At 47.1% G+C, this 13507-nt stretch carries 10 protein-coding genes; 4 read left to right on the forward strand and 6 right to left on the reverse strand.

Annotated features, from left to right (window positions below):
• Positions 1-3: 3 nt before the first annotated feature.
• From WBG78_RS13305 to guaB, 5 genes are all read right to left on the reverse strand, one after another.
• The gene (locus WBG78_RS13305) at positions 4-423 is read right to left on the reverse strand and encodes an ATP-binding protein (RefSeq protein WP_337326915.1); all 420 of its coding nucleotides are present in this window, start codon (positions 421-423) and stop codon (positions 4-6) included.
• Positions 413-757 carry an STAS domain-containing protein gene (locus tag WBG78_RS13310; RefSeq protein WP_337326916.1) on the reverse strand — a complete coding sequence of 115 codons (345 nt, stop codon included), beginning with the start codon at positions 755-757 and terminating at the stop codon, positions 413-415. The genes WBG78_RS13305 and WBG78_RS13310 overlap by 11 nt, the downstream gene beginning before the upstream one ends.
• 64 nt (positions 758-821) lie before the next feature.
• Complete coding sequence (locus WBG78_RS13315) at positions 822-2894, reverse strand: GAF domain-containing SpoIIE family protein phosphatase (protein ID WP_337326917.1); 2073 nt, start codon at positions 2892-2894, stop codon at positions 822-824.
• Between the two features lie 122 nt (positions 2895-3016).
• On the reverse strand, positions 3017-6580 hold the full coding sequence (locus tag WBG78_RS13320; RefSeq protein WP_337326918.1) for a T9SS type A sorting domain-containing protein: 3564 nt from the start codon (positions 6578-6580) through the stop codon (positions 3017-3019).
• A gap of 180 nt (positions 6581-6760) precedes the next feature.
• On the reverse strand, positions 6761-8233 hold the full coding sequence (gene guaB / locus WBG78_RS13325) for an IMP dehydrogenase (RefSeq protein ID WP_337326919.1): 1473 nt from the start codon (positions 8231-8233) through the stop codon (positions 6761-6763).
• Positions 8234-8347: 114 nt separating this feature from the next.
• On the opposite strand from guaB, the gene WBG78_RS13330 reads away from it, so the two are divergent.
• Together WBG78_RS13330 and WBG78_RS13335 are read left to right on the forward strand one after the other, a co-directional pair.
• Positions 8348-9037, forward strand: a complete 690-nt coding sequence (locus WBG78_RS13330; protein ID WP_337326920.1) for a septal ring lytic transglycosylase RlpA family protein — start codon at positions 8348-8350, stop codon at positions 9035-9037.
• A gap of 155 nt (positions 9038-9192) precedes the next feature.
• A complete protein-coding gene (locus WBG78_RS13335) occupies positions 9193-9978 on the forward strand; it encodes a sulfite exporter TauE/SafE family protein (protein WP_337326921.1) in 786 nt (261 codons plus the stop codon).
• Between the two features lie 4 nt (positions 9979-9982).
• On the opposite strand, the gene WBG78_RS13340 is transcribed toward WBG78_RS13335, so the two are convergent.
• Positions 9983-11443: a flavin monoamine oxidase family protein gene (locus WBG78_RS13340; protein ID WP_337326922.1), complete on the reverse strand. Its 1461-nt coding sequence runs from the start codon at positions 11441-11443 to the stop codon at positions 9983-9985.
• A 67-nt stretch (positions 11444-11510) separates the two neighbouring features.
• On the opposite strand from WBG78_RS13340, the gene WBG78_RS13345 reads away from it, so the two are divergent.
• Together WBG78_RS13345 and WBG78_RS13350 are read left to right on the forward strand one after the other, a co-directional pair.
• Entirely contained in the window at positions 11511-12050 is a 540-nt protein-coding gene (locus WBG78_RS13345; protein WP_337326923.1) for an ATP-binding protein, read from the forward strand.
• Positions 12051-12188: 138 nt separating this feature from the next.
• Positions 12189-13427 carry an MFS transporter gene (locus WBG78_RS13350; protein ID WP_337326924.1) on the forward strand — a complete coding sequence of 413 codons (1239 nt, stop codon included), beginning with the start codon at positions 12189-12191 and terminating at the stop codon, positions 13425-13427.
• Positions 13428-13507 lie beyond the last annotated feature (80 nt).

Here is a 13507-nt window from a genome sequence, read left to right on the forward strand (position 1 = left end):
TGATTAATCAAAATTAACGGACTTCGACAGGCGGCAAATATTCTTATCGCCCGATTTTTTATACTCGATCTTATCCATGATCGATTTCACCAGCCTGATACCGAGACCGCCCTTGCGTTTCTCATGCACAATGCTGTCGAGATTGGGCGTTGCAAACTGATTAATATCGAAGACGGTTCCATCGTCGATCAATTCGAAAACAAGCGGGGTATTTTTTTCAACGTGTATATGCAATTCAAAGAGATCGTCGGGATTGCACTGATGAGAGTGGATCATCAGGTTCGAGCACATCTCGTCGAGCGCCAGCACGATCTCACTGATCTCCAGATCGGAGATGCCGTGATTCTTCAAAGAACCTCTGATGAAGTCCCTGACGTTCTTCAGATTCTCGATGCTGCAACCGACACTAACCTTATAGTTCATTGACAATCTGCTTTGCTTGAACTTTATCTTTTCCTATTTGCAGCAACTCATTCAATCCAAGAATACTAAATGTGTTCGCCACCTTCTCACTCATCCCAAACAATACCATTTTGATATCGCGATCCTTAAACTCCTCTATATATGACATGAACACTCCTAATCCTGCCGACGAAATATACTCCAGCGAACTGCAGTCGACGAGGATCTTTGTGAAACCCTCGCCTACGCTTTTCGCGATGGCCAGATCAAGTTCTATGGACGAGCTGGCGTCAATTTCGCCAATGAGTACGATGTAGTCTGCGCCGTCCTCTTGTAGTCGCTTGATGTGGATCATAGGTTATTAACGTTAATTGGGTATTAATGTTCGTTTTACATTTTAAGTTCTAACCATCTATAAATCAACCCCTTCCAATTGAGTTGAATTTTACGATCATGGTCGTGTAGTCGTCGTCAATGTTACTTGTGCCCGTAAATTCGTACAGCCTGGCAATCAGGTGATCCTGGATCTGCTTTGCCTCCTGTCCGCAAGCCTCGCTTACTGCAGTCTTCAGACGGTCGTAGCCAAATTCCTCTCCTTTGCCATCCTTCGCCTCAGTTATACCATCCGTGTACAATATCATGAGGTCACCGGGACCATACTCAAATTCATATGCCTGGATAAAATTTGAATAGCTCTTGTTTCGAACCATTCCCAGCGCAACACCTTTGTCTTTGAAGTACTCAAAAGATTTCTTTGCCGCGCAGTAGTACAATACCGGGCAATGCCCCGCCCGTGCGTAGCGAATTTTTTTCGTCCTGGTATTAATTATGAAATAGGTCGCTGAAATAAAGGATCCCCGCTCCAGGCAGTAGATCAACGCCTGGTTTGATTGTCGCATGAAGTCATCCGGTTCTATATCCTTCTGTCCGAGACTGTGGAATATTCCTTTCATCTGAGACATGTGGAACGCCGCCGTTGTGCCCTTTCCTGAAACATCGGCGATTATGATAGAGACCAGCTCTTCGTTTATTCTGAGGGTATCGTAATAATCGCCTCCTACCTCGTCAGCAGATTCAGAAAAGGCAGCTATCTCAAAGTCCTTGTCCTGCTCAAGCACCGCCGGAAGCAGGCTCTTTTGAACGGTCTTGGCAATTTTTAGTTCCTCCTTGTATCGTTCGTTCTGAAGGGCCTCTTCCATCAGGCGGAAGTTTTCGATGGAAATTCCAGCCTGATTTGAAAACGTCGACACAATTTTGGTCATCTCCTTATTGAACCCATCAGGAAGCTCCTTTAACAGAGCCAGCGTCCCGATGTTTTCGCCTTTAACATGAATTGGAAATGCCAGGATTGAGCGAAAACGAGATCCTCTCAGTGAGGCCAGGTGTTTCGATAAATTCTTTGTCTTTTCACTACCCTGATCAAACACTCCCTTGATATTATGGCTATTCAGGTGATTGATGATATCGTTTGACTCTTTGTCCGTGATCTTGTAGGTGAACAGTCGATGCTGTTTCTCCCCGTGGATTTCCAACCAGGCGGCATCGGCAAAGACAGAACTTACAGAAGTCTCGAGGAGAATGTTATATACACTTTCTTCGCTTTGTTCGGTCTGAATCGATTGGCTGATGCGTTGAAAATTAACAACCTCCTCGAGCTTTTGCTCGAATACTGAAGTAGTTGGAAGGTTGAACAGGATAACAAGGAATGAGAAGATGCTATAAACGGTTACAAAAACAGTAAGCGATACGATGAAGACGTGGTTTCTGTAATCAGTAAAGTACGCCGTCATGCCTTTGATGTCATCTGCAATGGAGTTGTTCGTATAGAACATGTACATCAGGTAGAATACTGTCAGTAACAACAACAGGAGACTTGTCCACTTCTGTCGAAAGTTCAGGAAGGCCACCCATTTCATGTTTCCCGAAAGCACGAGCGACAAGGTTACGAGTGTTCCATAGATGACAAAGTACAGCCATTCGACTTTTTCAATCCGGAAGCTGTTGTAAAGAAGTGCTACCAATAGGCCGACCTCGAAGATCAGCCATAACCTGAGCAGCCACTTGGACTTCTGATATAAGATGAGCCGTTTCCACGCGGCAAAAGCCATCGTCAGAAAGCCGATCATAAGTCCAAGGTTGATCATGTAGATCAGGTCCTTGAAGACGATGTGCGTTGTTAGTTTGGTATCATTCAGCAGATACTCCACCAGGCGCAGTGCCAGGGAGACCACGGTGGCGATCAGGCCGGTTGCGAACACACGCCAAAGCAAGTCGACGAAATTGAGGGCCTCTTCGCGTTCAATTTTGAGCCTGTAGTAGTAAAAAAGCGAAGCAATGAACAGGTTCAGCATGATGCCCGAAAGCCATGCCGGCACATCCGGAGGGATGTTGTTGGCCAGGCTCATCTGGACGGACAGGTCCATGAAAAGCAGCGCCAGCCAGGTGATAACCCCAACGGTAAAAAGCAGTCTGGTTATTGCTTTGGTGCGCACTGTAAGCCCTGATTCTTAATGGAAATGGTCAATTCCTGAAATTGGCCTACAATAATAGGAATAAAGTCAGAAAGAATGTGGCCCCAATCGCATGCAAGCCCCTGTTTTAAACCGGGGTGACGTCAATTGACGATGAGCTTCTGAGTCAGGATGAAAGACCGGCCCGTACGGACTATGTATATTCCCGGTTTAAGTCGTCCGGTCAACCTGATCTGCTCCTGAAACACGCCGGCCGATTCGATTTCAAAAGTGTTTTCGTAAACCACAAGACCCTGTGAATCAATCACCTGGACGGGGATAGGCTGCGCCTGACGGATTCCATTTACGATAATCTGGAATGTCGTTCCGTCTGATGGGTTAGGGAACACATGCAGCGAGGGAATACGCGGACCACTGTAGTCGACCGTAACAACTTTTGAATAGGTAAACTCGCCATCGAAGTCGGTTTGTTTGAGCCGGTAGTAGCTGCGGCCATAGAGCGGTGTAGTGTCGACGTGCGCGTAGCTGTTCGGTTGGCTGGTTGTTCCTGAGCCCTCGACCCTGGCTATAGGCGTGAATTCTTCAAGGTCTGCTGACCGTTCCACTGAAAAGAAGTCGTTGTTTAATTCGGATGCCGTTTTCCAGTTGAGATCAACAACGTCATTGCTGAGGCGGGCGGTGAAGGAGGAAAGTTCTACTGGAAGAGGGGTGGTACCAATATTAGTGGATGCAATTCGCCAATCTTTATTGTTCAAGTCTGCCAGTTGCAAATTGCTTCTGCCTACAGTGGGGCTGTTTGCTGTACCGGCAAAAGCTAATGCATTTCCGGCCAATGTTACTGTGTTGGCTCCGTTGCTTAATGCCAATCTCATGTTAGCTGTTACGCCATTTAGCAATCCGGTCATAGTTGCAGTAACTGTAAACCGCGTTGCCGCTGCAAAGGCCACACCGCTGTATTCCGTTAGAAACTGTGCATTATGCTTGCGCGTGATATAGACACCCGCACTTTCCAGATAACCCGGAGCTGTAAGGTCAGTGACCCCATCTACATGAGCGTGTCGGGCTGTTACAGAGCCTGCAGTTGTTCCATTGCTGGTGTTCGCCGTCGATACTATAGTTATTGGGCGATACGATCCAACATCAGAATGTCCTACAGGAAATAGTCCATAAAAATTACCTCCTGCAGTTGTATTGATTGCAGTGGAGACAGGCCAAAAGCGTTTAAATGAACCATTATACATCCAGCCTCCAACGCGGGCGAGTGTGGAAGTTGAGTTTGCTGGCACGGCCAGACCAAGGGTAAAGATCTGGTTGTTGAGATCGACTACACCTGAAGTCAAATCCAATCTTCTGGTAGTTGTAACGGTACTGTTAAAGGTTATTTGCGGGATAGTGCCTGACGTATTGTTTAACGCCAAATTATAGAAAGTCTCTCCGCTTGCCAATGCCGTTGTTAAACGTTGAGGATTTGATCCTGTAAAAGACACAGTCCTTGTGCCTTCAACAAACGGATCCGAACTTAAAGAATTTGTGACGTTCCAATCGCCCTTGATATTAATGTTTCCAGAGCCCGATAGCTGTGTAGTTGCATCACCCGCTATCGTTAAGTCTTTAGTGATGTTGATGAGACTATTATTGGATGTAGTGCCTGATCCTGTGATGTCAAGGTTATAAAACGTCTCGCCTGCACCCAATGTTGTAGTAATAACCTGAGCGCCCGATCCATCGAACGTAACCTTACGGGTGCCCTCAATAAAAGGATCGGCATTCGTACTTGTTACTGTCCAGTTGCCCCCGACTGTGAGATCCGTTGTAATACTTAACTGAGCTGTTCCTGAGATCGTCAGGTTATTATCCACATCGAAAACATTGGTGGAGGATTTTGTTCCGCTGCCTGCCAACGAAAGGATATAGAATACCTCTGTTCCGCTTGCATTGTTGATGGTCTGCGCAGTGCCATCGAAAGTCGTTGTACGGGTACCCTGCAGATAAGACGCGGCATTGACTGCGTTCCAGTTACCTCCGACATTGACGGAACCAGTTCCTCCCAGCACACCCGAATTCTGGATGTTTACGTCTCCTTCTACGTCCACTGCAAGAGCTGCTGACGATAATGTTGCAGCGTCGCTAATGGTCAGATCTCCGTTCACATCCACTGTGGCTGATGGCGTCTTATTGCCGCTATTGGAAAGATTCAGGTGATAGTACGTGGTATTCAATATGGACTGAACTCCAGCACCATTATAGTTGAATGTATTACCCGTAGTTGTACAATTTAGTGCTCCGTTGACGTCTGTGTCGAACGAGGTGTTTGGAGTTAATGACCAGTTCCAGGTGCCCGTTCCTCTATTGACGAAAATCGAGCCGTTAACTACCGTAGTAAAATTTCCGGTTTGGTTTATTGTCCCGCTGTTGTCGATGTCTGTCTGTCCACTGGTTGTTACAGAACCAAGGTTGAGCGTCGATCCAGTCGTATTGGAGAAAATGTCATTATCATCACCAGTTCCTGACGAAATAGTCCCTACGTTAGCTGTCGAGTTGTTTGTAAAGGTGTCGTTATCTTCGTCAAAATAGATTGTGCCTACCGTCAGCGGTTGGTTGTTTACGAACGCCGCGCCAGTTACACCGGTTTGGAATTCTAAGCGGTCGTTAACATTAAGTGTTCCCGTTAGGTTGTTATACAATGTCGAGTTATCGGCGTTGATAAGAATGTCATCGGTGACTGAAAGGTCACCTCCTCCTGACATATATACAGAATTGGTTGTATTAGACCCGATCACAAGATCTTCGATGGTTGCGCTGCCACCTGCATCGATTTGAAGATTAGCGCCTCCCACATCGGCATTGAACCGTATTTGTTCTCCCGTTATTGCGCCAGACGAACTATTAACAGCTCCTCCGCTCCTCACTCTGAAAAGTCCCTGCACAATGTCAAGAGTTACCGCGTTCGTATTGTACTGAAGCGTTCCGGTAGCTCGTACGTCAACGGCACCAGGAGCAATATTCGTGGTTGGTGGAACTCCTATATTCACCTGGCTTGCGGGCAAAGATACAGTGTGACCGTTTCCAATGATTGCGACCTGGCTGTTAAGTGGAACACAGCTGCAGGCAGCACCTGTATGGCTACTCAGTGACCAGGTCCCATTGGCGCTGTTGTCTGTCCAACTGCCGCTTTGTCTTGAATAAATTATCGGCGCCGCGGTAACGGTAACGTCATCAAAATAAAGGGCGCCTCCTAATGGCGAATTATCCATCCCTCTAATTGTGATTTTTACAGTGTTGGCAGCAACAATAGCACTTACGCCGGAGATTGTCGAACCCGAAAAGAAAGTCCCCAAGCGCTCTGCAAAGAGAACATCCGGACCACCGTCCAGGCTGTAATACAATCTTATGTAGTCTGCGTTCGACAACAATAAGCCTTCACGGGATAGTGAGACATCGATTACTGCATATCCTACGGATGCGATGTTGATTGTATTAGTAGACCACTCACCCTCAGTGTCTGTGTTGTTGATAGCGAACCTATCTCCGTTTGCACGAAAGCTTCCCGCTCCTCCACTCGGTGTAGTCGTAACAGACCAGGTGCCACCAATCGTACCAGTGGCTGCCCCGGACGTTGTTCCAGCGGAAAAGTCTTCGTACCAAAGCTGGCCATAACATGAAAAAAACAGGCCGGTAAAAAATAATAGTAAAAAAAACCTGTGCATCACAAGAATGAACCCTTCTTCCAACAATAAACGCCCACAACGCACGGGCTAAGCCCGCTAGCAGACGATCAAATCGAGTTCAAACTTATAATGCGATGAATTAAGTATCTCAGTTATTTGACAGACATTATTACGTGTAGCATTAAATACACATATCGCCCTGAGGCGCCTGGAAAACGTTTACTTCCTGCTGTAATTCGGTGCTTCCCGTGTAATCGTTACATCGTGAGGATGACTTTCATGCCAACCAGCAGAAGTTATCTTCACGAATTTTGCTGTTTTGAGTTTATCGACATCCTTTGCTCCGCAGTATCCCATGCCGGCCTTCAGGCCACCCGTTAGTTGATAGAGTACTTCTGATACCATGCCCTTGTAAGGAACACGTCCGGAGATACCTTCCGGTACAAGCTTCTTCACGTCGTCCTCAACGTCCTGGAAATAACGGTCTTTTGAACCATCTTCCATGGCCTCGAGCGATCCCATACCACGGTATGATTTGAACTTGCGTCCTTCGTAAATGATCATTTCGCCGGGAGCTTCCTCAGTTCCCGCGAGCAATGAACCGATCATAACGGTATCGGCACCCGCCGCAATCGCTTTCACTACATCACCGGAGAAGCGTATACCTCCATCAGCGATTACACAAACGCCGGATCCCTTTAATGCTTTCGCTGCTTCATACACGGCTGATAATTGAGGAAGTCCGACGCCGGCAACGATACGTGTTGTACAAATACTTCCGGGGCCAACTCCGACCTTCACTGCATCCGCTCCAACGGATGCCAGTGCCTTCGCTGCCTCACCTGTGGCAACATTTCCAACGATGAGGTCCAATTCAGGATATTTCTTCTTTACCTTCTTTGCGGAATTGATTACGTCCTTATGGTGGCCGTGGGCAGTATCGATGCTGATAACATCGACACCGGCGCTTTTCAGAGCATCTATCCGGTCAAAAATATCGGGTGTAACACCCACAGCAGCGCCAACTCTTAGCCTACCGTACGAATCCTGACATGCTGTTGGCTTAGCCTTTTTCTTTTGAATATCCTTAAAGGTGATCAGACCGATCAGCTTTCCCTTCTTGTTAACAATCGGCAGCTTCTCGATTTTGTATTTCTTCAAAGTGCCTTCTGCCTGCTCAAGGGTAATTCCTTCCTGAGCCGTAATCAGATTCTCCTTTGTCATGATGCGTGAAACGGGGACGTTCATGTCCTTCTGAAAACGCAGATCACGGTTCGTGATGATTCCAGTAAGGCTGCCGGCTTCATCAATGATTGGAATTCCTCCGATTTTGAACTCCCGCATGATGTTTTCAGCCTGTTGAACAGTCGCATTAACATTCAGCGTAATAGGATCGAGGATCAGGCCGCTTTGGCTGCGCTTCACTTTGCGCACCTGCTCTGCCTGCAACTCAATCTTCATGTTCTTATGAATGAATCCGATACCGCCTTCCATAGCGATACTGATGGCCAATTCGGCTTCCGTCACGGTATCCATGGCGGCAGATACCAGCGGAATATTCAGCCGGATGTTTTGGGTCAGATTTGTGGAAGTGTCGGTTTCGCGTGGGAGGACCTCAGAGTAGGCCGGAACAAGAAGCACGTCATCATATGTGAGCGCCTCGTACAGAAATTTGGAAGTGTCGAGCGGCATGGCAAATAATTTTGGATCTATTATTTGCCGGGCAAATTTAACTTAATTGGCGGCATCACATTATTTTTGACACGAATATTTTTTGAACACCTTCACCGACACCATTTCATTCTCATGAATTTCATCAAATCATGCCTGGCAATCGTTATCGCCCTTTTAGGAACTATTTCATATGCGCAGGTGCAGACGGGCAAAGCTTCGTTCTACGCCGACAAATTTGAGGGGACCATTACCTCAAGCGGTGAGAAATACAAGCACAGCAAGCTGACAGCGGCCCACAAAACTTTGCCATTCGGAACAAAAGTGAGGGTGACGAACCTTGCCAACAATAAAACTGTTGAAGTGGTTATCAATGATCGGGGACCGTATGTTGACGGCCGGATCATCGATTTGTCCCGCGCCGCCGCTGAAGCACTGGGGTTTGAAAACTATGGCCTTGCCGATGTGAAGCTTGAAGTAACCGATCCGGGCGATGGCAAGGTTAGCGAGATGGGTCGCACAATTGATCAGGTCTCAGTTGATGAGAAGGAGTTCTATGAGTTCGAGATCAAGCGTTCAAAACCAAAAGGGTTTGGCGTCCAGGTCGGTACTTACGAAGAACTCGTAAACCTCATGCGCCTGTCCGATAACCTGAAAAACTCTTACAAGAAAGAAGTCACTGTTCAGGTAAAGGTTATCAATGGTGTAAAATACTATGGACTTATTCTTGGGCATTTTTCGTCCCGTGTAAAGGCTGAGCAGTTTCGGGAAGAGATCCGCGAAAAATTCCCGGATGTATTTATCGTAGAATACGATCGCCTTTAGAATCGGGAGCGAATAATATTACTTCAGAGCGGCCAATAGAAGATGCTTGAGTAATTTCACGCGCAGGATCATCCATGATAATTCTACCCATTAACTGGGGATTGATTATAGCATAAACGTTTCGATGATCTTCATGAACTCACCACCAGGAGATCGTGGAAATACTGGGATATATTGCTTCGATTTGTATTGGTCTGATTCTCGGCCTTCTGGGTGGCGGTGGTTCAATATTGTCAATTCCTATTTTAGTATACCTGTTCCACGTCGACGCTATTGAAGCTGCGGCTTACAGTTTGTTCATAGTCGGCACTACCAGTTTATTTGGTGCTATCCCCAAGTATCGGGAGCATCTGGTTAGCATGCGCACAGCCGCTTTGTTTGGGATCCCCTCTGTCGTAGGTACATTTTTGACCCGAAAATTCATTGTTCATAGTATACCTGAGATCCTTGTACAGGGCGAGCACTTTGCTTTAACCAGAAGGTCGCTGGTTCTCGGACTCTTTGCAATACTCATGGTGCTCGCATCCATCTCGATGATCAGAGGACGAAAAACAGAATCGGACGATGATCGGGTAAGGCCGGGTTGGCTCCTCTTTCAGGGTTTGTCGATTGGTGCACTAACGGGGCTGGTAGGCGCCGGCGGAGGATTTCTTATTATTCCCGCACTGGTGATGCTGACAGGTCTTGAATTCAAAATTGCAGTAGGCACCTCGTTGTTCATCATTGCTGCTAACTCTTACTCCGGATTTATCGGAGATTTATTTAACATGAAGATGAACTGGCAGCTGTTGCTCCCTATTACTGCGCTTGCAATATTGGGCATATTGGTGGGAGGCCGGTTGACAAGGCTGATTGACGGAACAGTCCTCCGAAAAGCATTCGGATGGTTCACACTAGCCATGGGCTGTTTTATCCTGATCCGCGAATCTGGTATCTGGTAGTCTGCTACGCTCCAATAACTTCTGCTACGGCGCGCTCAGCAGATAACAATGCACCATTGATGGTGCCGAATTCTCCCGTATAATCCGTCGCCTCGCCTGCGAAGAAAAGTTTCTTACTTAGCGATGCTGCCAAATCCTTACGATGCTGATTTGTACCTCCAGGCTTAGAATAGCTTATCCCTCCCTTAATAAAGGGTTCAGTTGTCCAATCCTGAATAACGGCAACCATGTTATCGCTTGGATCATATCTGATATGATTGGTTGCTTTGCCGGCAAAGAGAGCGTCCAGTTCAGCGATCAGCAGTGGGATCATATTTCTTCCCATGGACGAGTAAGCCAGGGCTTTAGATCCGCTCAACGTAACGGCTAAAGTGCGGGCGCCCATATCACTACGGCCAACGCCGGCGTTGAAATATTCTGGCGCTTCAGAAGCTCCATACAAAAAGCCAGATGATTCGCCCCAGAAATTTGCTTTGAAGTCCAGCAACACACGGAGGCTTGGATCCATTTCCATTGTCGACAATGCCGTTACCTTGGTCGCAGGTAGCGCAGGCACAAATTCGATACCTCCTGACTTGAGAATGGATATCGGTACAGTTACAATCACCTTTTCATATGACAAGGAAAATGACTCACCTGTAACCGAGTTAACCCCCTCAATGGCAACGGTTGCCCCACTGTAGTTGATTCGTTTTACCTGATGATTGGTGTGGACATCCGTTGCCACTTTGCTGAAACGCGAAAGCAATGCATCCTGCATCGGATTATCCATGAGCGTCAGCGATTCATTGCCGCGATTCCTTTTCGAAATCGAGTCGGCCAATTGCTGCATGCTCAAACGATCATTGGAAGTTGAATATTTATTACCAATCCATGCATTCAAAATGGCATGCATGCGACTGTTGATTCCGGCTGACTCGATTGCCGCCTGAACGGTTGCAGTACCGGTTTGTGAAGCGAGATTGTCGTAAAAGTTCTTTGCTGCGATGAAGTCGGCATCGGAGGCAATGTCGGCGCCAGACACAAATGCATTATTCACGACGTAATTTTCGGTGGCGGAATTCGTGACGTTTACCGTGCTGATTTTTAGCTGTTCGACGAAACGGCCCCAGGCGGAGTCTGCCCCTAATACTACACTTGCTCCAAGCTCATTGGGGAAGTCACTGCCAATTTCTGTTGATGAAGTGAATATTAGCGATTGGGTTGCTTTGTCTGTCGACTTCAACGACCGAACGCGACCGCCAATGCGATCTGAAGCTTCGAAAATAACTACCTTAATGCCCTGTGCCTTAAGGATGTCGGCGGCGTATAGCCCTGCAGCACCAGCTCCCACAATGGCAACGGTGCCCTCATAATCGATTTTTGGCGCAGGGTCTTCGTCCTGACAACTGCTCAGCAGCGGTGGCAACACAAGACTGGCGGAAAGGCCAAATCCGAGGTTCTTTAATAGCTCTCGACGATTCACAGTTTCAGCAACTTAGGAAACTCAAGTATCGCTCGAATTTCTAGTAAATAGTACCGATTTTCGACCTGTGAATTCATTTAGCCCTCCAAGCGTCAAAAAAGTCGCGGTAATTGGTCCGGAATGCACCGGAAAATCAGAACTGTCAGCCTTTCTGGCGACCCATTTTCAGACCGAATGGGTACCCGAATATGCCCGTGGATACATCAACAAACTTGTCCGCCCCTACACACAGGATGATCTTCTGACGATTGCACATGGCCAGCTTCGCATTGAAGATGAGTTTATGCGCGACAGCAATAAGGTTCTCATCTGCGATACCAATCTGTACGTGATCAAGATCTGGAGCGAGTTCAAATTTGGTAAATGCGACGACGAAATCCTTCGGTACATTTCCACACGCAAGTATGATCTTTATCTGTTAACCTATGTCGATATCCCGTGGCAGGAAGATCCTCAACGGGAGCATCCAACCAAACGACAGGAGTTATACGACATCTACCTGCGGGAAATGCAAAATCAGCAGGTGCCATTTGTAGAAATTAAAGGCGAACGGGAACTTCGTCACGAATTGGCGGTTAAAGCAATTGAAAAACAATTTGTTAGTTGATTCGCTGTCTTTGTTTTTAGAATCCAAGAGGACCACGTTATACAATCTATCGCATACGTTTTCACCAACCTATTCACAAAAAACTAAAGCATTGTCAGTTGGCGAGTTACCGATTGATTTTTCCAACGCTACTTATCGATGACTATACCTACAGGCCCATACGCCGCCCTCAACGTTCCTGATTTTCGTCTGTTTGTTTGTGCGCGGTTCTGCATCACTTTGGCAATACAAATACAAGGCGTGGTTGTTGCCTGGCAGGTGTATGACCTTACGCACGATCCGTTATCGCTTGGATTCATTGGTTTATCAGAAGCGATTCCCTCAATAGCTGTTTCACTTTATGCAGGACACCTTGCCGATGTTGTACAACGAAAGAAGATCATCCTTACCTGCGTTTCCACGTTGTTACTTTGTTCCATCGCGCTCTTGTTCTTTACTCTCGACATCGGCAGTTCAATATTACAGTACGGTGTGATCTCCATATACTCTGTTATTTTTCTCAGTGGCATCGCCAGGGGGTTTCTGACGCCGGCATTATTTGCCTACATGCCTCAATTGATTCCGCGTGAGTTGTATAGCAATGCAATCACATGGAACAGTACATTATGGGAAACAGCCGCTATCGGCGGGCCTGCAGTCGGAGGATTATTATATAGCTTTCATGGTGTGCGTGCATCTTATGCGGCCGATGTGTTTCTCATGGTTCTTGGATTATCGCTCGCGATTGCTGTTACCAATAAACCACTACCTCCCGAGAGCGAAGAGCAGGGCATTCTGGAAAAGATCAAGGCGGGACTTCGTTTTGTATTCAGCAACCAGATTATTCTTGGGGCCATTTCGCTCGATCTCTTTGCTGTTCTGTTTGGTGGAGCCGTTGCCCTGTTGCCGATCTTTGCAAAAGATATTCTCAACGCCGGTCCAATAGCCCTTGGGTTGCTGAGGGCCGCGCCTTCCGTTGGCGCGCTCATGATGGCATTCTACATCACGCATAACCCCATCCGCAAAAACATGGGACGTGTGCTCCTATTCTGCGTTGCAGGATTTGGCGTGAGTATGATCCTGTTTGCCCTTTCAGTGAATCTATGGCTTTCTCTTGGTTTGTTAATGATCAGCGGAATGTTCGATTGCGTAAGTGTAATCGTGCGGGGTACATTACTTCAAACGTTAACGCCAGAAAACATGAAGGGTCGCGTCTCGGCGGTAAATAATGTTTTCATTGGCTCTTCAAACGAGATAGGCATGTTTGAGTCGGGTGTGGCGGCACGCTTGCTGGGCGTGGTTCGCTCGGTAATATTCGGAGGATGCATGACGCTGGTATCGGTTGGAGTAATCAGCGGAATGGCCAAATCGCTACGGAAATTACAGCGCGTTCAGTAATTTCGTTGCAGCTTTACCGCTCGACTATTTGTCGATTCTTTAAGACCGGTTTGAAGTACAGCTCCAGGACTAACTATTAC

This window comes from Chryseolinea sp. T2 (assembly GCF_037203685.1).
In the GTDB taxonomy this organism is placed as follows: domain Bacteria; phylum Bacteroidota; class Bacteroidia; order Cytophagales; family Cyclobacteriaceae; genus Chryseolinea.

Bases quoted from the DNA above. Each gene is read 5' to 3' on its own strand.
- WBG78_RS13305 (WP_337326915.1), bottom strand. From the start codon at position 423: ATGAACTATAAGGTTAGTGTCGGTTGCAGCATCGAGAATCTGAAGAAC.
- WBG78_RS13310 (WP_337326916.1), bottom strand. From the start codon at position 757: ATGATCCACATCAAGCGACTACAAGAGGACGGCGCAGACTACATCGTA.
- WBG78_RS13320 (WP_337326918.1), bottom strand. From the start codon at position 6,580: ATGCACAGGTTTTTTTTACTATTATTTTTTACCGGCCTGTTTTTTTCA.
- guaB (WP_337326919.1), bottom strand. From the start codon at position 8,233: ATGCCGCTCGACACTTCCAAATTTCTGTACGAGGCGCTCACATATGAT.
- WBG78_RS13330 (WP_337326920.1), top strand. From the start codon at position 8,348: ATGAATTTCATCAAATCATGCCTGGCAATCGTTATCGCCCTTTTAGGA.
- WBG78_RS13350 (WP_337326924.1), top strand. From the start codon at position 12,189: ATGACTATACCTACAGGCCCATACGCCGCCCTCAACGTTCCTGATTTT.